This window comes from Phycicoccus sp. Soil803 (assembly GCF_001429685.1).
Classification (GTDB): Bacteria; Actinomycetota; Actinomycetes; order Actinomycetales; family Dermatophilaceae; genus Pedococcus.
In genome coordinates this window covers 2,845,210-2,868,704 of sequence record NZ_LMST01000001.1, presented here as the reverse complement: position 1 = coordinate 2,868,704, position 23,495 = coordinate 2,845,210, and the positions used below count along the sequence as shown (strand labels likewise).

20 protein-coding genes and 1 riboswitch are annotated in these 23,495 nt (G+C 71.8%); of the genes, 12 read left to right on the top strand and 8 right to left on the bottom strand.

All coding sequences use genetic code 11. The annotated features are described in order from the left end of the window. The first annotated feature begins 135 nt into the window (after positions 1-135). Together ASG95_RS13160 and ASG95_RS13155 are read left to right on the top strand one after the other, a co-directional pair. Positions 136-564, top strand: coding sequence for a hypothetical protein (locus ASG95_RS13160; protein WP_057377751.1), 429 nt, complete (start codon positions 136-138; stop codon positions 562-564). A gap of 67 nt (positions 565-631) precedes the next feature. Continuing rightward, on the top strand, positions 632-835 hold the full coding sequence (locus ASG95_RS13155; protein ID WP_057377750.1) for a DUF4177 domain-containing protein: 204 nt from the start codon (positions 632-634) through the stop codon (positions 833-835). A 56-nt stretch (positions 836-891) separates the two neighbouring features. Here ASG95_RS13155 and ASG95_RS13150 read toward each other — a convergent pair whose 3' ends face one another. Next, positions 892-1,707 (bottom strand): TetR/AcrR family transcriptional regulator, encoded by an 816-nt coding sequence (locus ASG95_RS13150; RefSeq protein WP_057377749.1) that lies wholly within the window; start codon positions 1,705-1,707, stop codon positions 892-894. A gap of 168 nt (positions 1,708-1,875) precedes the next feature. On the opposite strand from ASG95_RS13150, the gene ASG95_RS13145 reads away from it, so the two are divergent. The 5 genes from ASG95_RS13145 to ASG95_RS13125 all read left to right on the top strand — a co-directional run bounded on the left by ASG95_RS13145 (position 1,876) and on the right by ASG95_RS13125 (position 7,315). Next, positions 1,876-4,107 carry an efflux RND transporter permease subunit gene (locus ASG95_RS13145; RefSeq protein WP_057378911.1) on the top strand — a complete coding sequence of 744 codons (2,232 nt, stop codon included), beginning with the start codon at positions 1,876-1,878 and terminating at the stop codon, positions 4,105-4,107. 166 nt (positions 4,108-4,273) lie between these two features. Further along, positions 4,274-5,848 carry a hypothetical protein gene (locus ASG95_RS13140; protein WP_057377748.1) on the top strand — a complete coding sequence of 525 codons (1,575 nt, stop codon included), beginning with the start codon at positions 4,274-4,276 and terminating at the stop codon, positions 5,846-5,848. 184 nt (positions 5,849-6,032) lie between these two features. After that, positions 6,033-6,431 (top strand): hypothetical protein, encoded by a 399-nt coding sequence (locus tag ASG95_RS13135; protein ID WP_057377747.1) that lies wholly within the window; start codon positions 6,033-6,035, stop codon positions 6,429-6,431. A 64-nt stretch (positions 6,432-6,495) separates the two neighbouring features. Then, positions 6,496-6,861, top strand: a complete 366-nt coding sequence (locus ASG95_RS13130; RefSeq protein WP_057377746.1) for a hypothetical protein — start codon at positions 6,496-6,498, stop codon at positions 6,859-6,861. Between the two features lie 85 nt (positions 6,862-6,946). Beyond that, complete coding sequence (locus tag ASG95_RS13125) at positions 6,947-7,315, top strand: hypothetical protein (RefSeq protein ID WP_057378910.1); 369 nt, start codon at positions 6,947-6,949, stop codon at positions 7,313-7,315. Here ASG95_RS13125 and ASG95_RS13120 read toward each other — a convergent pair whose 3' ends face one another. After that, positions 7,316-7,753: a nitroreductase family deazaflavin-dependent oxidoreductase gene (locus tag ASG95_RS13120; RefSeq protein WP_057377745.1), complete on the bottom strand. Its 438-nt coding sequence runs from the start codon at positions 7,751-7,753 to the stop codon at positions 7,316-7,318. A gap of 112 nt (positions 7,754-7,865) precedes the next feature. Between ASG95_RS13120 and ASG95_RS13115 the strand changes: the two genes are divergently transcribed. The 3 genes from ASG95_RS13115 to ASG95_RS13105 all read left to right on the top strand — a co-directional run bounded on the left by ASG95_RS13115 (position 7,866) and on the right by ASG95_RS13105 (position 11,044). Continuing rightward, positions 7,866-8,159 carry a hypothetical protein gene (locus ASG95_RS13115; protein ID WP_057377744.1) on the top strand — a complete coding sequence of 98 codons (294 nt, stop codon included), beginning with the start codon at positions 7,866-7,868 and terminating at the stop codon, positions 8,157-8,159. Further along, positions 8,159-9,406 carry a hypothetical protein gene (locus tag ASG95_RS13110; protein ID WP_057377743.1) on the top strand — a complete coding sequence of 416 codons (1,248 nt, stop codon included), beginning with the start codon at positions 8,159-8,161 and terminating at the stop codon, positions 9,404-9,406. Before ASG95_RS13115 ends, ASG95_RS13110 begins: the two co-directional genes overlap by 1 nt. Positions 9,407-9,454: 48 nt before the next feature. Then, a riboswitch (SAM riboswitch) is annotated at positions 9,455-9,570 on the top strand. 154 nt (positions 9,571-9,724) lie between these two features. After that, the gene (locus tag ASG95_RS13105) at positions 9,725-11,044 is read left to right on the top strand and encodes a bifunctional o-acetylhomoserine/o-acetylserine sulfhydrylase (RefSeq protein WP_057377742.1); all 1,320 of its coding nucleotides are present in this window, start codon (positions 9,725-9,727) and stop codon (positions 11,042-11,044) included. A 74-nt stretch (positions 11,045-11,118) separates the two neighbouring features. Here ASG95_RS13105 and ASG95_RS13100 read toward each other — a convergent pair whose 3' ends face one another. Together ASG95_RS13100 and ASG95_RS13095 are read right to left on the bottom strand one after the other, a co-directional pair. Beyond that, the gene (locus ASG95_RS13100) at positions 11,119-12,426 is read right to left on the bottom strand and encodes a hypothetical protein (RefSeq protein WP_056920657.1); all 1,308 of its coding nucleotides are present in this window, start codon (positions 12,424-12,426) and stop codon (positions 11,119-11,121) included. Between the two features lie 4 nt (positions 12,427-12,430). Next, the gene (locus ASG95_RS13095) at positions 12,431-13,090 is read right to left on the bottom strand and encodes a bifunctional 2-polyprenyl-6-hydroxyphenol methylase/3-demethylubiquinol 3-O-methyltransferase UbiG (RefSeq protein ID WP_056920658.1); all 660 of its coding nucleotides are present in this window, start codon (positions 13,088-13,090) and stop codon (positions 12,431-12,433) included. Positions 13,091-13,218: 128 nt separating this feature from the next. Between ASG95_RS13095 and hrpA the strand changes: the two genes are divergently transcribed. Further along, positions 13,219-17,181, top strand: coding sequence for an ATP-dependent RNA helicase HrpA (hrpA, locus tag ASG95_RS13090; RefSeq protein ID WP_082592604.1), 3,963 nt, complete (start codon positions 13,219-13,221; stop codon positions 17,179-17,181). A 77-nt stretch (positions 17,182-17,258) separates the two neighbouring features. Here hrpA and ASG95_RS13085 read toward each other — a convergent pair whose 3' ends face one another. Both ASG95_RS13085 and ASG95_RS13080 read right to left on the bottom strand, forming a co-directional pair. Then, positions 17,259-18,812: an MFS transporter gene (locus tag ASG95_RS13085; RefSeq protein ID WP_056920659.1), complete on the bottom strand. Its 1,554-nt coding sequence runs from the start codon at positions 18,810-18,812 to the stop codon at positions 17,259-17,261. 50 nt (positions 18,813-18,862) lie between these two features. Next, the gene (locus ASG95_RS13080) at positions 18,863-19,507 is read right to left on the bottom strand and encodes a TetR-like C-terminal domain-containing protein (RefSeq protein WP_056920660.1); all 645 of its coding nucleotides are present in this window, start codon (positions 19,505-19,507) and stop codon (positions 18,863-18,865) included. A 225-nt stretch (positions 19,508-19,732) separates the two neighbouring features. On the opposite strand from ASG95_RS13080, the gene ASG95_RS13075 reads away from it, so the two are divergent. Next, positions 19,733-20,698, top strand: a complete 966-nt coding sequence (locus ASG95_RS13075; protein ID WP_235543858.1) for a PAC2 family protein — start codon at positions 19,733-19,735, stop codon at positions 20,696-20,698. 101 nt (positions 20,699-20,799) lie between these two features. Here the strand turns inward: ASG95_RS13075 and ASG95_RS13070 are convergent, their stop codons facing one another. Together ASG95_RS13070 and ASG95_RS13065 are read right to left on the bottom strand one after the other, a co-directional pair. Continuing rightward, positions 20,800-21,600: a DUF1206 domain-containing protein gene (locus ASG95_RS13070; RefSeq protein WP_056920661.1), complete on the bottom strand. Its 801-nt coding sequence runs from the start codon at positions 21,598-21,600 to the stop codon at positions 20,800-20,802. Between the two features lie 69 nt (positions 21,601-21,669). After that, positions 21,670-23,388: a DNA polymerase gene (locus tag ASG95_RS13065; RefSeq protein ID WP_057378907.1), complete on the bottom strand. Its 1,719-nt coding sequence runs from the start codon at positions 23,386-23,388 to the stop codon at positions 21,670-21,672. Between the last annotated feature and the right edge of the window lie 107 nt (positions 23,389-23,495).

The following is a 23,495-nucleotide window of genomic DNA, read 5'->3' as shown; positions in this document are numbered from 1 at the left end:
AGCGCGGGCGACCGACGTCGGCACGTGTCGCACGAGAGGCGCGACCGAGTGCTCGCTGCTGACGCCTGCGCCGCATCCGCTGACCGGCTGGGGATAACTTCGGGGCGAGGGCCTCGGGTGCGGCAGCATCAGGCCATGAGCTACCACGACCTTCCGCCCGACGCCCGCTCGATTCCGTTGACTGACAACGTCATCCAGTCCGACGTGATCGACCTGATCCTCGATCTCGAGCAACGTCGCGGCGGCGCCCTGGCGCTGATGCTGTGCGACGAGGCAGACCGCGGGGTGCAGCCGATCGTGCTGTCCGACCTACCACCCGACGCGCCGGCCGCCGAGCTGCGCACGCTGCTCGACCTGCTGCTGCCGATGATCGGCGAGGCCCACGGTGCGGTGCTGGTCGGGCGCGGCCGGCGGCGTGGGCTGCTACCCACCGACAACGACCGCGCCTGGCACCAGGAGACCGTCGAGGCGTGCCGGCGCCACGGGGTGCGGCTGCTCGGCTTCTACCTCGCCTCACCCGATGGCGTCGAAGCCCTCCCCGAGCCGCTCACCAGGGCCAGCTGAGCAAAGCGCGCCGACCTCGGCGCCGGAGACCCGGCGGGCTGGTGACCGCGGGCCCTAGGCTGCGGCCATGTACGAGTACAAGGTGGTCCAGGTCCGCGAAGGCCTGATCGGCGGCAAGATGTCGGCGGACAAGCTGGAGAAGGTCCTCAACGAGTGGGCCGGCAAGGGCTGGCAGGTGAAGTCCGTGACGGCCGTCGAGGTGAAGGGCCGGATCGGTCCGGGTGGCACCGAGGGCGTGCTCGTGACCTTCGAGCGCCAGCGCCCCGCCTGAGCGACGGTTCGCTGGCCGTCCGTTCTCGGCTGAGCGTTCGCGGGCGATTCCGGCGGTCAGGCAGAGGTGGGGACGCGCTCCGCCTCGGCCCGAGCCACGGCTTGCAGCCGGGGCCACTCGTCACTGATGTTGAGGTCGGCGCCGATGTCGAGCAGGGTCGCGGTGAACAACGCCCCGGTGCTGATCATCCCGGGGTGCACGTGCCCGAACACCTCGAGCGTCACCGTGCCGTAGAGCCGGGCCCAGGCGCGTTCGAACATCCAGACCATCCCCGGTGTGGGTGACCCGAGTCCGTGGGTCACCTCGTCCGGCTTGAGCTCGCTGCGCAGGATCTCAAGGAGCTCGGGGTCGAGCTCGTCGTCGGACGGTACGGCGAACTGGTACTTCACCCAGAGCCGTCCGAAGATCTCGCTGAAGAACGCCGCGAACAGGTGCACCCCCGAGTCCTCGGGGAGGCAGTCGGCGAGCGAGGTCATCGGCGCGGTCTTCTTGGCGCTGAGCGCCTCGTCCGAGTGCATCGCGTGGCCCGACGCGAAGACCATCTGGAACTCCGGGCGGTGGCGCAGCGCCCACGCCCGGAACGCCGCGGACGCCGCGACCACCTGCGCCGACGGGTCGTCCGCCGCCTGGTCGTCACGCGCCACCGTCATCGCGTCGACCACGTCCTCGAAGATCGACCTCGCGACGAGGGTGAGCAGCTCGGCGTGGCTGTCGACGTAGCGGTACAGCGCCGGGGGAGTGAGCCCCATCTCCTGGGCCACGGCCCGGATCGAGACGTCCTCGCCGGTGCGCAGGAGTCGCCGCGACACGTCGACGATCTCGTCGAACGTCGCCTGCCGCTGGCGCTCGCGCCGCGTTGGAACCGCCGTCATCCGCCGTCTCTCCCGTTCGTAGGGACCCACCATCGCGGGTCACGAAGAGTTAACCATGGACGATCGGATTAACCCTTGACATTTGAGTTTACACCCATCACTGTTACTGGCGTAAACATCCGTGACGTGGAGTAGCAAGGACGGGATCCAGATGAAGGCGTGGTCAGCATGAAGACATGGGGTCAGTTCGTCGCTCGGCGGTCCTGGGCCGTCCTCCTCGGTGGGCTGGCCGTGGTCCTGGTGGCCGCGGCATACGGGATCGGGGTGTTCGGCAGCCTCTCCAACGGCGGGTTCGACGACCCGGCCACCGACTCGGCCAAGGAGCTCGCCCTCGAGCAGGCGACCTTCCCGGGCCGCGAGACCGACCTCGTGGTCGTCTACTCCAGCCCGACGCTGAAGGTGTCGGACACCGCCTTCCAGAAGGCCGTGACCGACACGCTCGCCGCGCTGCCCGCGAGCGACGTTGCGGGCACGGTCACCTGGTACGCCACCCAGTCCCCGGGCCTGGTCAGCACCGACGGGCACGCCACCCGCGTCATCATCACGCTGGCCGGCGCCACCCAGGACGAGAAGAGCGCCGACTGGGACGCCGTCAAGGACGACCTGTCCGCGCCCGGCCTCAGCACCAGCGTCGGCGGTCGCTGGGCGGTCTTCGGCGACGTCAACGAGCAGGTCTCCAAGGACATCGCCCGCGCCGAGTCGATCTCGCTGCCGATCGTCTTCCTGCTCAGCCTGCTCATCTTCGGCAGCCTGGTCTCGGCCCTGATGCCCACCCTCGTCGGCGGCATCGCCGTGATGGGCGCGTTTGCGGTGGTCCGGCTGATCACCGGCGTCACCGACGTGTCGATCTTCTCGATCAACGTCATCACGCTGCTCGGCATGGGCCTGGCGATCGACTACGCGCTCTTCGTCGTCAGCAGGTTCCGGGAGGAGCTCGCGGTCGCGCCGGACACCTCTCGGGAGAGCGTGCGGGCCGCGGTGGTCCGCACCATGACCACGGCCGGGCGCACGGTCCTGTTCTCGGGGCTGATCGTGGCCGCCTCGCTGGCCTCCCTGCTGCTCTTCCCCCAGAACTTCCTGCGCTCGATGGGCTACGGCGGCATGGCAGCCGTCCTCGTCGCGATGGTCGCGGCCCTGACCGTGCTCCCCGCGCTGCTGGGCGTGCTGGGTCCGCGCATCGAGTTCGGTCGTATGCCGTGGCGCCGCGGCTCCCGCGCCCGGCTCAGCGACGCCCGCACGCCGGACGAGCTGCACGGGACCGACCACGAGGTCGTCCACGGCGCGTGGGCCCGGGTCGCGCACAGCGTGATGCGCCGCCCGGTCGCCTACCTCGTCGTCATCGTGATCGGCCTCCTCGCCCTCGGCAGCCCGTTCCTCGGGGCGACGTGGGGGAGCGTGGACGAGCGGGTCCTGCCGGTGAGCTCGCCCAGCCGCCAGGCCGCTGACCTCCAGGCGGAGCTGTTCGGTGGGGAGACCTCAACGGCGTCGATCATGCTGCGCGGGGCGGACGAGGCGGCCACGGCGGCCTACGTCAGCCGGCTGCACGGCGTCGACGGCGTCACCCAGGCGCAGGCGGTGGCCAGCAAGGCCGTCGACGGCTCCCCGCTCACCCTCCTGCAGGCGACCTGGAAGGGGAACTCCCAGACCTCGGCCAGCCAGGACGTCGTCAAGGGCATCCGGGCCGTCGAGACCCCGCCGGGCAGCACCGCGCTGATGGGCGGGCCCACGGCCGATGCCGTCGACCTGATCGACTCGATCGGCGACCGCCTCCCGTGGATGGCCCTGACCGTCGCGGTGGTCATGCTCGTCCTGCTCTTCGTCGCCTTCGGCTCGATCGTGCTGCCCCTCAAGGCGATCGTGATGAACGCGGTGTCGATCGCGGCGTCGTTCGGGGTCGTCACCTGGATCTTCCAGGATGGTCACCTGTCCGGCCTGCTCGGGTTCACCTCGCCCGGCTACCTCGACGTGACGCAGCCGATCCTGATGCTGGCGATCCTGTTCGGGCTGTCGATGGACTACGAGGTGTTCCTGCTCAGCCGGGTCCGGGAGGAGTGGGACCGCACCGGCGACAACACCCGGGCCGTCGCGGCAGGGGTGCAGAGGTCGGGCCGGATCATCACCAGCGCCGCCCTGCTGCTGGCCGTCGTCATCGGCGGTTTCGCGACCAGCGGGATCATCTTCATCAAGATGATCGGGGTCGGCATGCTCGTCGCCGTCCTGCTCGACGCCACCGTGGTGCGGGCGCTGCTGGTGCCCGCGACGATGCGGCTGCTCGGTCGGGCCAACTGGTACGCCCCCGGTCCGCTGGCCCGCTGGTGGGACCGCCACGGGCACCGGGAGGAGCCGGTCGCGGCGCCAGTGGGCGCACTGCCGACTCCGGAGCTCGTGCCGGCCCCCTGACGGGCCGGTTCACAGCCCGGCGACCGGGGCAGACCCAGCCGCGCGACCGACCCACCGGGTCGGCCGCGCGGCTGGTCGTTGAGCACGAATTCGACCCAATGATGGAGTTTCGACTCGGGCCGAAAGTATGAGGGGATGGAGAGCCCTTCGCCTCGATACTTGAAGGGTGCTGGGTACCGACTTCGCGCGCACCATGCGCGCCGCTCAAGCCGGCGAGGAAGCTGCCTTCGTCCGGCTGTGGCGTGATGCCAACCCGGCGATGGTCCGCTACCTGAGGGTGGTCGGGCACGACGACCCCTACGACGAGGCCTGCGAGGGCTGGGTCACCGTCGTCCGAGGGCTACCGGGTTTCACCGGTGACGAGACCGACTGGCGCATCTGGGTGCTGGCCTGTGCGCGCCAGCGTGCCGAGGAGGGCACCCTGCGTCGCACGTGGGGCTCGGCGACCGGCTACGAAGGCTTCCAGGTGGAGGGGGACGGCGACATCGACCTCGAAGAGGTCCTCGAACCCGAGGACGCCGTGGACCCCACCCATCGGGGGATCTCCGACACCCTCACCGCCCTGCGCGAGCTGCCGCTGGGACAGGGCGAGGTCGTGGTGCTGCGGCTCGGTGCCGAGCTCCCACCTGGCGCTGTGGCGAGCGTCGTCGGCGTCGACGAGGAGAACGTCGAGCGGGCCGAGGCGAGGGCGCTCGAGCGACTGGGCGCCGAGGCCGAGCTGGTCTCCTGGTCGCTGACTGCTCCGCCGTCCCGCGCCGAGCTGGCCGACGAGAGCGTCGCCGTCGGCGCGTTCCACAAAGTGCTCTCCCGGGCTCGGGCGGACCAGGTCAAGGTCGTCGCCATCGGCACGGCCAAGCGCCGCGCCGCCACCCGCCAGACGTCGTCCGGCCTCGTGCTCATCGACCCGCTGCGCACGTCGTCGTCCAGCGCATCCCGCCGCACCAACGCCAGCGTCGCCGTGGGTCGGTGGGCGCCCAGCACCGCCGACACCCGAACCCGCGTCGTCGACCTCCGAAGCCGATCCGGTGCACGCGGCGCCGCTGTCGCGGGCCGGTCGCGCACGGCCGCGCTGACCGTGGCCGCGTTGTCGTTGTCCCTCGCATCCATTGGTGGGTTCAGCGCCGCGGCCTACGTCGGCGTGCTCCCGACCCCGGTGCAGCAAGCCATGCACGACGCCGTCGGCGCGCCCGCTCCCGGGGTGCGCGACGGGGGTTCGTCGTCCACTCGTCGCCAGCCGGTGACCTCGCCCACCGCCGGGGTCGGCCCCTCCGCGACGAGCGCCGCGGCCGCGGGGCTCTGTCGCGCCTGGTCCACGGACAAGGCCAAGGGCACCGCTCGCGAACGCTCGGTCGCGTTCCGGAACCTCGCTTCGGCAGCGGGCGGCTCGGCGAACGTCGAGGCCTACTGCGCGACTGCGCTCGCCGCGACCCCCCCGCACGGTGCCCCGACGGCCTCCGTCGGTGGCTCGGGCAAGCCCACCGACAAGGGCACCAGCAAGCCCACCGACAGGGGCACCGGGAAGCCCACCGGCAGGACCACCACGAGAAGCGCGTCCGACAGCACCCGCACGCCCCAGGGGACGCCCGCGAAGCCCGCGACGTCGACGAACGGGAAGCCCACGTCCGAGGCGGCGTCGACCCAGGAGGCGCCGACCACCAAGGGCAACAAGTCGGGCACCAGCCCGGCCCCGGGCAGCGGTGCCGGCAACGCGAGCGGCAAGGGCGCCCCGAGCGGCGGATAGCGATCGCGCACCTCAACCCCCAGGGCCCAGCCAGGCGAGGGACGACCCGGGTGCGGTGCTGTCCGCGGTGGAGAATCACGTAGTCAGAACCACTGATGCGCCGGCCCGGCCGCGCGTCCCACACTGGGACCAGGACGGCTGCACGGGTCGTCCGGGGGTGCGGGGGGATGCGTGGGGTAGCGCCATGAGCAGTTTCGACCTGGTGCCGATGCTGAGGGCGCCCGAGGGCTGGCCGGGGGCGGTGGTGGCCACTGTCGCGATGGTGGCCCTGGCCGCGCTGGACCTGGTCGGCGCGTTCGCCGCCAAGGAATGGGCCGAACACCGGTCGCCGGTGCCGATGCTCCTGGGGCTGGTCGCGTTCGGGGTGCTGTTCTGGGTGTACGCCTCGTCGCTGCAGTACGCCGAGCTGGCCCTGGTCACCATGGGGTGGATCGTCATGCTGCAGGTCGGGCTCGTCGTCATCGACCGGGTCCGCTACGGCATCGAGCTGCCACCGGGCAAGTGGGTGGCGATCGTGGTGCTCCTGAGCGCGCAGGCCTACCTGCTGCTGGCCCCGGCGGCCAGCTCGACCAGCTCGGCCTGACCGGCGGACTCCGGCGACGGGTGCCGGCGTGGCCGCCCCACCACCCTCGCGTAGGCTTCCCGCCGTGCTCTACCCGCTGACCGTCGCGCTGCTCGTGGCGTCCGTCGTGCTCCTGGCCGTCGCCGCGGGGTATGCCGCGCGCCGGCGTCTCGTCGACGACCGCCTCCTGCTCGTGGCCGCGGTGGTCGAGCTCGGGCTCGTCGTCCAGCTCGTGGTCGCCCTCGCACACCTGGGGAGCGTCCCCGGCGACAGCGCGGAGCAGGCGACGTTCGCGGCCTACGCGATCACGTTGCCGTTCGTCCCGCCGGCGGCGGTCTTCCTCGCCCTCAAGGAGAAGACCCGCTGGGCCATGGGGGTCGTCGCGGTGGGGGCGTTCGCGGTCGCCGTGATGACCGCGCGGCTCCAGCAGATCTGGAACCTCGGTGGCTGAGCCCCAGCCCGAGCGCCAGCCCGAGCGCCAGCACGAGCGCCAGGGCGAGCTCCGGACGCCACGCTCCACGCGCTCCGGACCCGGGGTGGTGCTGGTCGCCGTCTACGGCCTCCTGGCGCTGGCCGCCACTGGCCGGTCGGTGCTCCAGATCAGCGAGTACTTCTCCCGGGCGCCGCTGGCCTACCTCCTGTCAGCACTCGCCGCGGTCATCTACGTCGTGGCGACCGTGGCGCTCGCCCGCGGGGACCGCACGTCACGCACGGTCGCCCTGGTCGCGATCAGCATCGAGCTGGCCGGCGTCCTGGTGGTCGGGCTGGCGTCGTACCTCGCGAGGGACGCCTTCCCCGACAAGACCGTGTGGTCGCACTTCGGCTCGGGCTACGGCTTCGTGCCGCTCGTGCTGCCGGTGCTCGGCCTGCTCTGGCTGCGCCGCACTGCGGCCCCAGCCGCCTGACTACGCCTCGACGGGCTCGAGCACGAACACCGGGATGAGCCGGTCGGTCTTGACCTGGTAGTCGGCGTAGGGCGGGAACGCCTCGACACAGCGCGGCCACCACTCGTCACGCTCGGCACCCTCGAGCTCCCGGGCGCGGACGGTCCAGGTGCGCTCGTCGTCCTGGAGGTCGAGCACCGGGTTCTTGCGGATGTTGCGGTACCACTTCGGGTGCTCGGGCGCGCCGCCCTTGCTGGCCACGGCGGCATACACCCCGTCGTGCTCGACCCGCATGAGCGGCACCTTGCGGACCTTGCCCGAGACACCGAGCATCGTGAGCAGCACCACCGGGCGCCCCTGGATGTCGACGGCGCGGGTGGTGCCCGCCTGCTCGATCTTCTCGACCTGGGTGCGGACCCACTTCGTGGGGCTGGCTGCGTAGTCGCCGGAGATGGTCATGGGCCCATCACAACATGCGTCCCTGACGCCCGCGCGAGCACCCCTCGCCACAGGCTCGGTGGCCTGTGGACAACTCGACGGGCCGCGCTGGGCACCTGCCTACCCTCGGTGGATGACCAGCATCGAGGTGGACCCCGAGATCCTCGCCGACCTCGGCCGCTCCCTCACCGAGGTCGGCGCAGACCTGCAGTGGCAGGCGACCAGCGCCGCCGAGCAGGCGTGGGGGCTCGGTCCGGGCGACAGCGCCGGGGCCCTGGCGGCGGTGCTCGGGGACTTCGAGCACCAGCGCCAGGTGCTCGGCCGCGAGCTCGACGACCTGGCGGGTTGCGTCACCGACGCCGGACGGCTCTACGCCGAGGTGGAGCTCGAGGTCGGCGGGTGGCTCGACCCGGCAGCTGAGCAGTGATGGTCCTGCGGGCGCTGGACGGCGACCCCGCGACCGTGCGGGCGCTGGCCGACCGACTCCAGGGTCAGAGTGAGCTGCTCCTCACCCGCGCCGAGATCCTGCGCGGGCTGGCCGGTCCCGACGTGAGCTGGGACAGTCCGGCGGGGGAGGCCTTCGCCACGCGCTCGCACGCCGCCGCCGCCCTGCTGGTCTCGGTGGGTCGCCGGCACGGCGTGTCCGCAGCGGCCCTGCGTCCGCTGGCTGCCGCCCTCGAGCACGCCCAGCAGGTGGTCGGTGCGGCCGTGGCCGAGCACACCATCGCCCATCCGCGGGCGGTGGCCCTCGGCACCGCCCGCGTCGAGGCCGAGCAGTCCGCCGACCCCGCGCAGCGCGCGACCGCCGGGGCGCTGCACTGCCGGGAGGTCGCCGAGCTCGAGCGGGCGCAGGACGCCGAGCGCCGGCACGCCGAGGCCTGGCGCCAGTTCGACGAGGCCGACCGCCGCTGTGCCGCGGTGCTCCGCCAGCTCGTCGAGGACGGGCTCGCCGACTCACGCGTCTACGACGCCCTGACCGGGCTGAGCCGAGCCGCCGGCGGGGTCGAGGGCATGGCGGGGTCGATCGCGCTGGTGCCCACGCCGGCCACCAAAGCCGTCGGGGTGGTTGCCGGGGCCGCCGGGGCGACGAGGGCGCTCACCGACACGGCGGTGAAGGTGGCCTACGGCGACGGCGACTGGACGTCGATCGGCCTGTCGGCGACGGCGATGGCCACCGGTCGGGCGTCGGCGGTGCTCAAGCGGGGTGCGCTCGCGACCAACCCCGCGGCCCGGGCGGCGGCCACCCGCACCGAGCGCCGCCTGCTGCGTCACACCACCAGTGAGCGGCTGAGGCTCGCGGCGGTCGCAGAGCTCCGCCAGGTGGGCCGCACCGGAGGCAAGCGCCCGCTGCGCCCGTTCCGGCCGACCCGCACCCTCTCCACGGCGAGCTCGCCCACCGCGGCCGCCCACTGGCTCGCCGAGCAGGTGGCAGGACGCGCCCAGCACGCGGTGCGGGTCCGGTGGCTCGACGACCTCGCGCTCGCGACCCGCGACCCCGCGCGCTCGCGCACCATGCTGCTGGGTGGGTGGAGCGCTGAGGCGGCGTCGGGAGGCGTGGGCGGGGCGGAAGCGCTGCGCGACCATCTCCAGGGCGAGGAGGAGGACGAGGCGAAGCGGCTCCGTGAGGAGCGCTCCGGCGTTCCGGGTGCGTCGGATCCACATCGTCCGCGATGAGAGATGGGTATGCCGGGCGCTCACCGCCGCGGCGTACGCTCCCGAGTAGGTCATGAGTGTCAGCGACAAGCCCCGGCTCGCTGGCCGGCAACCCTCCTCCGCGGTGGGGTGCCCCGGGTGAAGACCTGGCGGACGGCACCGGTTGCCGGCCGCAAGCGCGGGAGACCCACCACGTGTCCCGCACCGTCTCCGGCGGTGTCGCCGGTGCACCCTCAGCGGAGGTGGCACCAGCAGCTCGGTCAGCCAGTCTCGATCGGGACCCACCGGCATACGGGCCCCGACGTCGCAGCGCGGCACACGAGAGTGAAGGAACTTCAGATGAGCTCCACCAACTGGTCGTTCGAGACCCGCCAGGTCCACGTCGGACAGGAGCCGGACGCCGCCACGGGCGCCCGCGCCCTGCCGATCTACCAGACCACGTCGTACGTCTTCAAGGACACCGAGCACGCGGCGAACCTGTTCGCGCTCAAGGAGTTCGGCAACATCTACACCCGCATCATGAACCCCACGCAGGACGCGGTCGAACAGCGCGTCGCCTCGCTCGAGGGTGGTGTCGGCGCGCTCCTGGTCGCCTCGGGCCAGGCCGCCGAGACGCTCGCGATCCTCAACATCGCGGAGGCCGGCGACCACGTCGTCGCGAGCCCCAGCCTCTACGGCGGCACCTTCAACCTGCTGAAGCACACACTGCCGAAGTTCGGGATCGCGGTGACCTTCGTCGAGGACCCCAACGACATCGCCTCGTGGAAGGCGGCGGTCCAGCCCAACACCAAGCTGTTCTTCGGCGAGACCATCTCCAACCCCAAGTCGGAGGTCCTGGACATCGAGGCCGTGGCGGCCGCGGCCCACGAGGCCGGCGTCCCCCTCGTCGTGGACAACACGATCGCCACGCCGTTCCTCATCCGGCCGCTGGAGTGGGGTGCCGACATCGTCCTGCACTCCGCCACCAAGTACCTCGGCGGGCACGGCACCTCGATCGCCGGGGTGATCGTCGACGGCGGCACCTTCGACTTCGGCGCCGACCCGGAGAAGTTCCCCAACTACAACACGCCGGAGGAGAGCTACCACGGGCTGGTCTTCGCGCGGGACCTCGGCGTCGGCAGCCCGTTGGGCGCCAACCTGGCCTTCATCCTCAAGGCCCGGGTGCAGCTGCTGCGCGACCTCGGTCCGGCGATCTCGCCGTTCAACGCCTTCCTCATCGCCCAGGGCATCGAGACGTTGAGCCTGCGCCTCGAGCGGCACCTCGAGAACACCCACAAGGTGGCGGCCTTCCTCCAGGGACACGAGCAGGTGGAGCAGGTCGTCTGGGCCTCGCTGCCCGACCACGAGTCCTATGCCAAGGCGCAGAAGTACACGCCGCGTGGCGCCGGTGCCGTGCTCGCGTTCGAGATCGCCGGCGGGGTCGAGGCGGGTCGCCGGTTCGTCGAGTCGCTCGTCCTGCACAGCCACGTCGCCAACATCGGTGACGTGCGGTCGCTCGCGATCCACCCGGCGTCGACCACCCACTCGCAGGGTCCGGACGGCGACCGGCTCAAGGCCGGCGTCACGCCCGGGCTGGTGCGCCTGGCCGTCGGGATCGAGCACATCGACGACATCATCGCCGACCTCGAGCAGGGCTTCATCGCCGCCAAGGGCGCCTGAGGTCGGCGACTCAGCCGCTGCCATGACGGTGCCCGCCACCCCGAGGGGTGGCGGGCACGGTCGTGGCTCGGTCGTCAGCTGCCGGTGGTGGCGGGTTTGCGGCCACCGGCCAGGTCGGCGTAGGCCGACCGGTCCCAGGTGTGCCGGAAGTTGGGGTCGGGGTGCCGCCACCCGGCGCCATAGAGCCGCTCGAGGTAGACGAGCGGGTTGCGGGGCAACGGGCAGGTGACGCCCATCAGGGGAGCGCTCGAGGCCGGGAACATCATGTCCCTGGTGAGCGCCCCGCGGGCGCCCGGGTACCAGGACACGACGTCGCCCTCGAAGAGCCCGACGAAGACGTCGACGTGCTTCGCGCCCGGCTTGCGCACGTGGCGGTGCGCCGAGAAGTTGCCGGTCACGGTGAACCCGAGCGGCCGCAGGTGCTGCTCGACCAGGGCGAGGCCCTCGGCCAGGGTGCTGGCCTCGTGGGGGTCGAAGGCGATGATGATGTCGAGGTCGTCGTCGTGGGGGATCAGCGCGCCGTCGCGGACGACGGAGAGCGCCGCCCCGAACCCGAAGCAGACGTGCGGGGTGAGGCTGGCCAGCGCGTCGGTGATCTCGACGGCCGACCCGATGTAGCGGACCTTCTCCTGCTCGGTCCAGAACCGGAAGCACCGCTGCGGGCCATGCACGGTCCACTCCATCGCCCGGTCGGCGAGGAGGGCGTGCGTGACCACGGTGCGGAAGGCCGAGCGCTGCTGGTCGGGCACGTCGGTGAGGGCGTCGAGGGCCTTGCGGGCCTCCTCGTAGAAGCCGCCGAACGTGTCGCCGAGGATCGGCAGCAGGGCGCTGAGCTCGGGCGACGCGCCGTTGCTGGCGGGCGCGGCGAGGGTCTGGCGCAGCTGGTCCACCCGGGCGAGGTGGTCGTAGACGACGACCCACCCGTCCGGTCCCTCGACGAGCACCCGGACCCCCCGGAGCCGCCGTGCGGTGGACCCGGAGACGTTGCGCAGGCGCACCCGCCGCAGGTCGACCGGCTTCTTGAAGGACAGCTCCACCCACCCCGGGCTGTCGGCGCCGGTGTGCAGGGCGGTGCCGGACGGGTGCTCGACGTCGAGCAGTCGCACCGAGTTGAAGGCGTCGCCGAAGTTCTTGTGCCAGCTGCTCGTGGTCACCTTGGCGTCCCGTCGCCCGACCGAGCCCTTGGTGGTGTCGACGCCCAGCGACTGCAGGTGCAGGAACTGCTCGTGGGCACCCTCGACCCGCAGCCGACGGATGCCGTCATGGGCGAGCTGCAGGTCGAGCAGCCCGTCCGGGCCGATGACGTCGAGGTCCGGGAACAGGGCGCGGCCCGCCCGGATGATGTCCTCCAGGTCGGCCAGGGGCTGGGCACCGGCGGTCATCGGCTCAGACCCGGGTGAAGAGCTCGCGGGCGCAGTACGCGTCGTCCTGGCGGTACTTGGCGAAGCCGAACCCCTCGGTGGCGTAGGTGACCTCGAAGCCGTTGCTCAGCGCGCGGGCCTGGAAGGTCGCCGGGGCGACGAACCGGCGGTAGTGCGCACCGGTCACCTTGGCTCCGGTCTGGTCGCGCACCGTGCGGTACTCGACGGCCAGCAGGTCGCCGGGCGAGGTGAGCCCGGCGGCCAGGGTGAGGAAGTCCTGCTCCTCGCGGTCGGTGATGGCGTGCACGAAGAACCGGGCGTAGATCGTCAGGGGCCCGGAGGCGGCGCCGAGCCGCTCGGGCAGCGCGGGGTCGTCGATCGACGAGACCAGGAAGCTGGCCTGCACGCCGTGCGCCTTGGCCGTCGCGCTGGCGGCGGCGACCGCCGACTCCGAGCCGTCGACACCGGTCACGTCGTGACCGTAGGACGCGAAGAAGATGGAGTCCCGGCCGTTGCCGCAGCCGAGCTCGATGACGCGGGTTGGGCCCTTGAGCTCGCCAGCGACGAAGGCCGCGAACTGGGAGGGGAGCGGACGCTGCGTCGCGGCGCTGGAAGCGTAGTAGTCGTTCCAGTACCCGCTGCGGTCGCCGGTGGCGGCCTCGGGCGTCAGGTCAGGGGAAGTCACAGCAGGAAACCTCGTCTTGGGGTGCGGAGAGATGTTCACCGGGTGTTCATCGTCAGGTCACCTTAGAGGAGGAGGGGTCGTTCCCGCCTCGTCCGCGAGGGCGGACCCGCCGAACGTATGCTGCGCCCATGTCCTCCGCCGACTCTCCGCAGCCCCGTGCTGCCCGGAACCGGGGTCGCCGCAAGCGGCCGGGAGGACAAGGACAAGGGCTTTCGTCTCGCCGGCAGGACCTCCCGGTCCCCGAGCTGAAGTACCCGCCGGACCTGCCGGTCGTCGCACGCAAGGACGACATCGCGGCCGCGATCCGGGACCACCAGGTCGTCATCGTCGCGGGGGAGACGGGTTCGGGGAAGACGACCCAGCTGCCCAAGATCTGCCTCGAGGTGGGGCGTGGGCGGGCCGGGCTGGTCGGGCACACCCAGCCGCGGCGCATCGCGGCCCGCTCGGTGGCCGAGCGGATCGCCGAGGAGCTCGAGGTCGAGCTCGGGGGCGCGATCGGCTACCAGGTGCGCTTCACCGACCAGAGCAGCGACAACACCCTCGTCAAGGTGATGACCGACGGCATCCTGCTCAACGAGCTCCAGCGCGACCGGCTGCTGCGCAAGTACGACACGATCATCATCGACGAGGCGCACGAGCGGTCGCTCAACATCGACTTCATCCTCGGCTACCTCAAGCAGCTCCTCCCGCAGCGCCCCGACCTCAAGGTCGTCATCACCTCGGCCACGATCGACCCGCAGCGCTTCGCGGAGCACTTCGGGGATGTCGTGACGGGGGAGCCGGCGCCGATCATCGAGGTGTCGGGGCGCACCTACCCCGTCGAGGTCCGCTACCGCCCGCTCGTCGACCCGGAGAAACCGGAGGCGGACGAGCGGGACCAGGTCACGGCTGTCTGCGAGGCGGTCGAGGAGCTCTGGACCGAACGCGCCGCCGATGGCACCGGCCACGACATCCTCGTGTTCCTGTCGGGGGAGCGCGAGATCCGTGACACCGCCGACGCGCTGGAGTCGATGAAGCTGCCCCAGACCGAGGTGCTCCCGCTCTACGCGCGACTCTCCGCCGCGGAGCAGCACAGGGTCTTCGGACGGGCGACCGGACGCCGGATCGTGTTGGCCACCAACGTCGCCGAGACGTCGTTGACAGTCCCGGGCATCCGGTATGTCGTGGACGCCGGCACCGCGCGCATCTCCCGCTACTCCCAACGCACCAAGGTGCAGCGTCTGCCGATCGAGGCGGTCTCGCAGGCCAGCGCCAACCAGCGCGCCGGGCGCTGTGGCCGGCTCGCCGACGGCATCTGCATCCGGCTCTACTCCGAGGACGACTACCTTGCGCGCCCGGAGTTCACCGAGCCCGAGATCCAGCGCACCAGCCTGGCGTCGGTGATCCTCCAGATGACCTCCCTGGGCCTGGGCGACGTCGGCCGGTTCCCGTTCGTCGACGCGCCCGACGCCCGTCAGGTGGCCGATGGGGTGCGCCTGCTCGAGGAGCTGGGCGCCTTCGCCATGTCGGACGCATCGGGCTCGGAGTCGCCGGAAGCGGCGTCCGACGAGACTGGACCTCGGCCACGCTCGCGCGGTGGGCGCCGTGAGGGACGTCAGCTGACGGCATACGGACGGGCGCTGGCCCGGCTGCCGGTGGACCCGCGGCTGGGACGCATGCTGATCGAGGCGGGAAAGCTCGGCTGCGCCCGCGAGGTGCTCATCATCGTCGCCGCCCTGTCGATGCAGGATCCCCGGGAGCGGCCCGCGGACAAGCAGACGCAGGCCGACCAGTCGCACGCGCGGTTCCGTGACGAGCACTCCGACTTCGTGTCGCTGCTGAACCTCTGGGCCTACCTCAAGGAACAGCAGAAGGCGTTGTCGCACAGCGCCTTCCGCAGGATGTGCCGCACCGAGTTCCTCCACTACCTGCGGGTCCGTGAGTGGCAGGACCTGCACAGCCAGCTGCGCAAGGCCTGTCAGGACCTCGACATCGACCCCAGGTCGGCGACGTCCGCCCCGGGGGAGCCGCCGAACGCCGACCTCGTCCACCAGGCCCTGCTCGCGGGGCTGCTGTCCCACATCGGGCTTCGCGACGAGGCGAAACGCGACTACCTCGGCGCGCGGGGCGCGCGGTTCGGCATCTCGCCGGGGTCGACCCTGTTCCGCCGCCAGCCGACCTGGGTGATGTCGGCCGAGCTCGTCGAGACGACCCGGCTGTGGGCCCGCAGCAACGCGCGGATCGACCCGGTCTGGGCCGAGCGGCTGGCCACCCACCTCGTGAAGCGCACCTACTCCGAGCCGCGCTGGTCCCGGAAGCAGGGAGCCGTCGTCGCCACCGAGCGAGTCACCCTCTACGGCGTGCCGCTGGTGGCCGCGCGCACCGTGCAGTACGCCCGGATCAACCCCGAGGAGTCGCGCGACCTGTTCATCCGGCACGCGCTCGTCGAGGGTGACTGGGACACCCACCACGAGTTCTTCAAGGGGAACCAGGCTCTCCTGCAACGACTCTCGGAGCTCGAGGAGCGGGCCCGCCGGCGCGACATCCTCGTCGACGAGGAAGACCTCGTCGCGTTCTACGACGCGCGGGTCCCGCCGGAGGTGGTCTCCCAGCGCCACTTCGACCGGTGGTGGAAGGACGCGCGCAGGCAGACGCCACAGCTGCTCACCTTCACCGAGGAGCTCCTGACCCGTGACACCGCCGAGGGCGTCTCGGCCCGTGACTACCCGAAGAGCTGGACGCAGGGCGGCATCGAGCTGCCGGTGACCTACCAGTTCGAGCCGGGGGCGGCGGCCGACGGCGTGACGGTCCACATCCCCGTGCAGGTGCTCAACCAGGTCACCGACGACGGGTTCGACTGGCAGGTGCCGGGACTGCGGGAGGAGCTGGCGACGGCCCTGCTGCGGTCGCTGCCGAAGGCGACCCGGGTGCACTTCGTGCCGGCCCCCGACCATGCCGCCGCCGCGCTGGCCCAGGCGCAGCCCGGTGGTGGACGCAGGCTGGCGGACGAGCTCGCCCGGGTGCTGCACGCCCGCACCGGGATCGCGGTGCCGCCCGAGCAGTTTGCTCCCGACCGGGTGCCCGACCACCTGCGCATCACCTTCTCGGTCGAGGACGGCACCGGCCGGGTGCTCGGCAGCGGCAAGGAGCTCGCCCTCCTGCAGGACGAGCTGGCCGGTCAGGTGCAGCGCCGGGTGTCCCGCGCAGGGGCTGCGGTCGAACGAAAGGGCCTGCGACAGTGGGACTTCGGCGACCTGCCGCGCACCTTCGAGTCGACCTCCGGGGGTCGCACGGTCCAGGGCTATCCAGCGCTCGTGGACCGTGGCGACGCCGTCGACCTCGTGGTGCTGACCGGTGAGCGGGAGGCTGAGGCCGCGACCGTCCTGGGCGTGCGCAGGCTGCTGTTGCTCAACACCACCGCGCCGTGGAAGCGGGTGCTGGCCTCGCTGGGCAACGCGCAGAAGCTGGCCCTCGGCAACAACCCCCATGGCTCGGTGCCCGCCCTGCTGGAGGACGCCCTGGCCTGCGCGGTCGACGCGATCGTCCTCGAGCGTGCGGCCGACGGACCTGCCGGCGGTGGGGGTGTCCGCGACGCCGCTGCCTTCGGGGAGGTGCTCAGCGCCGTCCGGACGCACGTTGCGACCCGGGTCCTCACCGTCGTCGCCGAGGTCGAGCCGGTGCTGTCGGCAGCCAACGAGGTCCGCCTGCGGCTCGACAGCCTGACGGCGCCGGCCACCTCCGCCCTCGTCGCGGACGTGCGCGCCCAGCTCGACAGCCTCGTCTACGCCGGCTTCGTGGCCGACACCGGTCTGGCCCACCTCCCGCACCTGCGGCGCTACCTGCGAGCCATGCTGCAACGGCTCGAGAAGGCGCCCTCCTCGCCGGCTGCCCTGGCGCGTGACGAGGCCAACCAGGAGGTGGTCGACCGGGTCGAGACCGCGTATGCCGACCTGCTCGACTCCCTGCCCGTCGTCGAGCGGCGCTCGGCACCGGTCCGCGACGTGGGGTGGATGGTCGAGGAGCTGAGGGTGAGCCTGTTCGCGAACGCGCTCGGCACGGCATACCCGGTGTCGGAGAAGCGGATCCGCGCTGCCATCGGCGCCCTGGGCTGACCCGCGCACCGCTGCAGACAGACGGACGAGGGCCCCGACCACGGTGGTGGTCGGGGCCCTCGTCGGTGCGGTGACGGTCAGGCGAGGTGCACGTTCTCGTGGCCCTCGGACGACAGCGACTCGTGCTTGACGTTGAGGAACCCGAAGGTGACCAGCGAGCCGACGAGGATCATCACGCCGGCCACCAGGTAGGCGTGGCTGGAGCCGAAGGTCTGCGCCTGGAGGGCGATCTGGTGCTGGGCGGCCTGGATCTGCTCGGGGGAGAGCGCGCCCGACGCCGCCTTGGCCTGCAGCGCGGCGCCGAGCTCGGCACCACGGTCCTTGGCGCCGTTCGCGAACACCGTGCTCAGCGTGGCCAGACCCAGTGCGCCACCGACCTGCTGCATGGTGTTGAGCACCGCGGAGGCGACACCGGAGTCCTCCGAGGCGACCCCGGCGGTGGCTGTGAGGGTCATCGGCACGAAGGTCAGGCCCATGCCGACCGCGAGGACGACGATCCACGGGAGCAGGCCCGTGGCATAGGCGCTGTCGACGTCGAGCTGGGCGAATCCGAACATGCCGGTCGCGGCCAGCAGGGTGCCGACACCGGAGATCCAGCGCGGGTCGACCCGGGTCATCAAGGTGGAGGCGACCTGGGCGGCGACGACGATGCCGAAGGAGAACGGCAGGAAGGCGAAGCCGGACTTCAGCGGTGAGTAGCCCAGCACCTGCTGGATGTAGAGGCCGAGGAAGTAGAACATCGCGAACATCGCGGCACCGACGATGAGCATCACCGCGAAGGACGTGCCGCGGGTGCGGTCGGCCAGGATGCGGATCGGCATGAGGGCGTGCGAGGAGCGCATCTCCACGACCACGAACGCGACGAGCATCGCGACACCGGCGATCAGCGTGGTGAGGGTGGTCGCCGAGGTCCAGGAGTCACTGGCGGCGTTGGTGAGGCCGTAGACGAGGGACACGAGGCCACCGGTGCCCAGGATCGCTCCGGGGACGTCGATCCGGCCCTTGCCGGGCTCCGACTCGGAGAGGAAGCGCGGGGCCAGGAAGGCGACGAGGAGACCGATCGGCACGTTAATGAACATCGTCCAGCGCCAGTCGATCTCGGTCAGCGCGCCGCCGAGGATGAGGCCCACGGCCGCACCGGCACCGGACATCGCGGCATACACGCCCATGGCGCGGTTGCGCGCCGGTCCGGCAGGGAACGTCGTGGTGATCAGGGCGAGGGCGGTGGGGGAGGCCAGCGCGGCGCCGATGCCCTGCAGCGCGCGGGCGCCGAGCAGCATGCCCTCGGTCTGCGCGAGCCCACCGAGGAGGGAGGCGCCGGCGAAGACGAGCACACCGGTCATGAAGACCCTGCGGCGACCGAACAGGTCACCGAGGCGGCCGCCGAGGAGCAGCAGCCCACCGAAGGCCAGGGTGTAGGCCGTGACGACCCACGAGAGGTTCTCCTGGGTGAAGCCGAGGTCGGCCATGATGTGCGGCATCGCGATGTTCACGATGGTGCCGTCGAGCACGACCATGAGCTGGGCGGCCGTGATGACGGTGAGGGCGATGCCCAGGTGCCGGCCCTTGCCGCTGGGTGCGGCGTCGGGTCCCGGGGTCGAGACAGGCTCGACGACAACAGTCGAAGACATGGGTGTTCCTTGGGGTGTGGGTGGTGCGTGGCTTGGGTGGTGGTGCGTGGTCAGTCGCGCTGCAACGTCGCGGCGCAGGCGGGGAGGACGACGCTGTCCACCAAGGTGATGAGGCGTTCCTGCGACGGGTGCGCACCCGTCAGCATCGCCTCGTGGATGGTGATCGCCGGCAGCAGTCGCGCCAGCAGTTCCAGATCGGCGTCCTTGCCGATCTCCCCGCGCCGCTGGGCGGCGCGGAAGGTCTTGAGGGTGACCGCCAGCTTGGGGGCCATCAGGCGGGTCATGATGGCGTCGCGCAGCTCGGGGTCGCGGTGCAGCGAGCCGAGCAGCGCGGCGAAGACCTGCAGCGGCAGGTCTTCCCCGATGCCGCCCTTGGCGCAGGCCTGGGCGATCAGGTCACCGCGCAGCGAGCCGGTGTCGGGGTAACGGTCCGCCTCGACGCCGACCATCAGCTGCAGCGCGTCGACGACGAGGTCGACCTTGCCGGGCCAGCGGCGGTAGAGGGTGGCCTTCGACGCCTTGGCGGCACTGGCCACCGCGTCGAAGTTGAGCCGGTCGTAGCCGACGTCCGCCAGCGTGACGAGAGCTGCCTCGAGGATCTCCCGCTCGCGGTCACCTTCGACGCGGGGACGGGTGCGCGCCGGCTCGGCGGACTCCTGGGTCTCCGGTGCGGCGGTGGTGCGGGTGGGGGTCACGGGTGCTTCCTCGGGTGGGGGCTGGCGCTGGACGGTACGAAACTGTTTCGTTTCATCGAACCGTACGCCGGTCCGGGCCATTCCGCAAAGTCGCTGGGTGTGACCGGCGTCACACTGAAGTTGCTCCGCGACCTCCCGACGGTGGTGGAGGTGGCCGACGGAATCCCCTGTCATGCTGAAGCGTTGGCACTGTGGACCGGGTCGCACCCAGCGACCCACGTCGAAATGCAGATCGTCGAACCGACCGCTGGAGTAGCCGTGCTGAACCCGTCCGAGCTCTACCACTTCGAGACCGACACCGACCCGCAGGAGCTGCGGGCGTCGGTCCTGCTCGTCGCGCTGGGCGGGTTCATGGACGCCGGCCACACCCAGCGACTCCTGACCGACCACCTGCTGGCCACTGGAGAGTCCACCGTCTTCGCGTCCTTCGACATCGACCAGATGGTCGACTACCGCAGCCGCCGACCGGGGATGGTCTTCGACTCCAACCGCTGGCTCAGCTACGACGACCCGTGCCTCGCGCTGCACCGCCTGGTCGACCGCGACGGAACCCCCTACCTGCTCCTGACCGGTCCCGAGCCGGACTTCCAGTGGGAGCGCATGACCGAGGCGGTCCGCCAGCTGGTCGTGCTGCTCGGGGTCAACCTCGTCGTCAGCGCGCACGGCATCCCCATGGCCGTCCCGCACACCCGGCCGATCGGGCTCACTTCCCACGCCACCGACCCGCGACTGATTCCGTTGCAGGACAACCCGTTCGGTCGCGTCGAGGTGCCTGCCAGCCTCTCGTCCCTGCTCGAGCTGCGGCTGGGGGAGTCGGGTCACGACGCCCTCGGGTTCGCCGTCCACGTGCCCCACTACCTGGCTCAGGCCGAGTTCGCCGACGGCGCGGTGACCGCGCTCAACGCCATCACCGCAGCCACCGGCCTCAACCTCCCGATCGACGACCTCATCGCGCAGGCCGGCCTCAACCGGGCCGAGATCGCCCGCGAGATCGAGGGGTCCGACGAGGTGTCCCAGGTGATCGCGGCGCTCGAGCGCCAGTACGACACCTTCAGCGAGGGCCGCCAGAAGCCGAGCCTGCTCGCCACCGACGTGAGCGAGCTGCCGTCAGCCGACGAGATCGGGGCCGAGTTCGAGCAGTTCCTGCGTGACCTCCCCGACGAGGACGCCGGCGAGGGCCACCCCAGCTGACCGTCGCGCCCGCCGCGCCGACCACCAACGCCCGAGACCCTGACCCGCAGCACTGCGGGTCAGGGTCTCGGGCGTGCGGGGCCGCCGGGTCGTTCGGTGGCTCAGACCTTGGCGTGCTTGGCGCGGGCGAAGCTGTAGAGGCCGAAGGCGGCGAAGCCCACGGCCATCACGACCAGCAGCACGGGGCCGAACGGCTCGTCGCGCAGCGACTTCAGTGCTCCGTCCAGCCCACTGGCCTCCTTGGCCTGCTTGTGGACACCGGCGGCGACGAAGAGGAACCCGACGATGACCAGGGCGATGCCCTTGGCGATGTAGCCGACCCGGCCGGCGCGGGTGGCCCACGTGCCCGGGTGGTCCTTGAGGTCCTCGAGGAACTTCTTCTTGGCGCCCTTGTAGACGTGGTAGATCCCGATCCCGATCACGACGAGGCCGACGACCACCACGAGGGCGCGCCCGCCGGGCTTGTCGAGCAGCTTCGAGGTGAAGTCGACGCTCTGGCTGCGGCTGTCGCTGGACTTGCCGCGGGCGAAGTTGAAGGCCGACCAGGCGAGGGCGAGGTAGACGAGGGCCTTGCCGACGGCCTTGGCCCGACCGCCCCACGCGTCCTTGTCGCCACCCGGGTGCCCGACGATGGCATCGGCGACCTGCCAGATCGCCAGGCCGAGGAAGCCGATGACACCGACCCACAGGGCTGCCTTGCCCGCGCCGTTGCCGGCGAGGGACGCCAGCGCGCCGCTCTGGTCGGCGTTCTTGCCGCTGCCGCCGAAGGCGACCTGCAGGGTGATCCACCCGATGAGCAGGTGCAGCAGCCCGCTGACGGCGTAACCCACTCGGGCGACGGCCTCGAGGGCCGGGTGGTCGGCCGCCTTGGAGGCGGCCTGTTTCACGTCCTGATGATCCATGCCCCCACCTAACCACGCGTTGCCGCAGGTCAGCGCCTTGTTGGCCGACAATCCTCGGCCGGGTCCTCGCTAGTCCTTGGCCTCGGACCAGCGGTGGATCACCGACGCGTCGGCCACGAACCGCACCCGGGTCGAGCCGGTCCACCGGCGGGCGCTGTCGGTGAGGGCTTGCTCGAGCCGGCGCCGGGTCTCCTCGGCGTTCTCCTGCGGCACGTGCACGAGCAGCTCGTCGTGGAGGCAGAGCACGATCTGGGCGCCGAGGTCTCGCGTGGTGGCCCGCACCGTCGCGGCCCACGCCTTGAAGAGCTCGGCGGCCGAGCCCTGGATGACGGCATTGCGCGCGAACCGTCCCCGCGCCGCGTCGGAGGCGGCGACGGCCTCGGCCGGCCCGTCGGCCAGGACGTTGTCGAGCCGGATCAGGCGGCCCCCGTAGGTGCGCAGCGGCTCGCGCCGCAACCCCGCGGCATACGCGGCGTCGAGGTAGCCCATCGCGACGGGGTAGGTGCGTTCGAGGCCCTTGAGCGCCTCGCCGGCTGCTCCGCTGCGCTGGCCGTACATCGCCGCGAGCACCGCGATCTTGGCCACCGGGCGCTCCACCCCGAGGGCGGAGGCGACCGGTGCGTAGAGGTCGTCGGCGCGGGTGGCGGCCGCGAACGCCTCGTCGCCCGAGACCGCAGCCAGCACCCGCGGCTCGATCTGGCCGAGGTCGGCGCGCACGAAGACGTGGCCCTCGTGGGCTGCCACCGCGGGTCGCAGGGCCGTGGGCAGGTTGTGCAGGCCGTTCTGGGCGGTCATCCGCCCCGCCGCGCCGTCACAGGCGGTCCAGCCGCCGCGAAGGCGGTCGTCAGGTCCGACGTGGGCATCGAGCCACGGGTAGCCGTAGGTGGTGGCGATCCGCTCGGCCTTGCGCCACTCCAACAGGGCCTCGACGACGGGGTGGGTCTCGCGGAACGGCTCGAGGACCCACTTGCGGGTGTTGGGGACGACGACCCCCACGGAGGCGAGGAGCTCCTTGACCTGCAACGGGTTTCGCAGGTCGGTGGTCTCACGGCCGGGCGTGTGCTCGAGGACGGCGCGATCGCGCTCGGCGCGGATGCGGCGCGCGTCTGCCTCGTCCTCGGGACGCACTCCCGCCGCCTCGGCGATCATCCGCTCAGCCGTCGCGCGGTCGACCGGCAGGCCGTCGCGGGCCAGCTCGAGGCAGAGGTATGCCGCCGCGGACTCCGAGTGGGCCGCTGCCACGGCGCGCGGTGCGACCTCGCCGAGGGCGGCTTTCTGCGCGCGGGCGCAGTCGAGCGCGGCGCGGCCCCAGGCCAGGAGGGTGGCATCGTCGGGGCGCCAGCTCGCGGTGCCCGCGTCGGGGTCGAGGTAGCTGTCGGCCCGCACCACCCGGCTCGAACCCGTGGCGTCCGGCGCCTGCTCGGTGGGGTGGGCAGCGCTGAAGTCGAAGAGGTCGCCGCGGGTGGCCTCGGGCAGGCCGGCGCGGGCCAGCCCGTGGGCCGCGGCCCAGGCCACCTGGGGAGTCGCCTCCCAGCCGCCCACGAGGAGGCGGTGTGCCTCGGCCACGTCCCAGCAGCGCGCCACCGGGAGGCCGGCCGAGACGAGCGGCACCGCGTCGGCCGCGGCAGACCACCACACCCAGCGCGTCGAGCCGGCGGCCTCCAGCTCCTGGGCGCGGTCCACGAGGGGGGCCAGCGCCCCGACCAGCTCGAGCGAGGTCTCGCCGCCCCCGGCGACGAGGGCGCCCCGACCGTCCGGTGCGGTGACGAACGCGACGAGGGCAGCCATGGCGGGCTCATCCTCGCACCCCGCACCGACGGTCCCGGCGACCCGTGCCACCCGCCACCTTCCATACCCACTCCTTACCCAAATTCGGGCAGAGTCCTGAGAACTGG

What these genes read in the sequence shown, in the direction of transcription:
- ASG95_RS13110 (WP_057377743.1), top strand. Translation starts at nt 8,159, where the DNA reads ATGGTCCTGCGGGCGCTGGACGGCGACCCCGCGACCGTGCGGGCGCTG.
- ASG95_RS13105 (WP_057377742.1), top strand. Translation starts at nt 9,725, where the DNA reads ATGAGCTCCACCAACTGGTCGTTCGAGACCCGCCAGGTCCACGTCGGA.
- ASG95_RS13085 (WP_056920659.1), bottom strand. Translation starts at nt 18,812, where the DNA reads ATGTCTTCGACTGTTGTCGTCGAGCCTGTCTCGACCCCGGGACCCGAC.
- ASG95_RS13145 (WP_057378911.1), top strand. Translation starts at nt 1,876, where the DNA reads ATGAAGACATGGGGTCAGTTCGTCGCTCGGCGGTCCTGGGCCGTCCTC.
- hrpA (WP_082592604.1), top strand. Translation starts at nt 13,219, where the DNA reads ATGTCCTCCGCCGACTCTCCGCAGCCCCGTGCTGCCCGGAACCGGGGT.
- ASG95_RS13115 (WP_057377744.1), top strand. Translation starts at nt 7,866, where the DNA reads ATGACCAGCATCGAGGTGGACCCCGAGATCCTCGCCGACCTCGGCCGC.
- ASG95_RS13120 (WP_057377745.1), bottom strand. Translation starts at nt 7,753, where the DNA reads ATGACCATCTCCGGCGACTACGCAGCCAGCCCCACGAAGTGGGTCCGC.
- ASG95_RS13135 (WP_057377747.1), top strand. Translation starts at nt 6,033, where the DNA reads ATGAGCAGTTTCGACCTGGTGCCGATGCTGAGGGCGCCCGAGGGCTGG.
- ASG95_RS13160 (WP_057377751.1), top strand. Translation starts at nt 136, where the DNA reads ATGAGCTACCACGACCTTCCGCCCGACGCCCGCTCGATTCCGTTGACT.
- ASG95_RS13100 (WP_056920657.1), bottom strand. Translation starts at nt 12,426, where the DNA reads ATGACCGCCGGTGCCCAGCCCCTGGCCGACCTGGAGGACATCATCCGG.
- ASG95_RS13070 (WP_056920661.1), bottom strand. Translation starts at nt 21,600, where the DNA reads ATGGATCATCAGGACGTGAAACAGGCCGCCTCCAAGGCGGCCGACCAC.
- ASG95_RS13075 (WP_235543858.1), top strand. Translation starts at nt 19,733, where the DNA reads ATGCAGATCGTCGAACCGACCGCTGGAGTAGCCGTGCTGAACCCGTCC.
- ASG95_RS13155 (WP_057377750.1), top strand. Translation starts at nt 632, where the DNA reads ATGTACGAGTACAAGGTGGTCCAGGTCCGCGAAGGCCTGATCGGCGGC.
- ASG95_RS13150 (WP_057377749.1), bottom strand. Translation starts at nt 1,707, where the DNA reads ATGACGGCGGTTCCAACGCGGCGCGAGCGCCAGCGGCAGGCGACGTTC.
- ASG95_RS13065 (WP_057378907.1), bottom strand. Translation starts at nt 23,388, where the DNA reads ATGGCTGCCCTCGTCGCGTTCGTCACCGCACCGGACGGTCGGGGCGCC.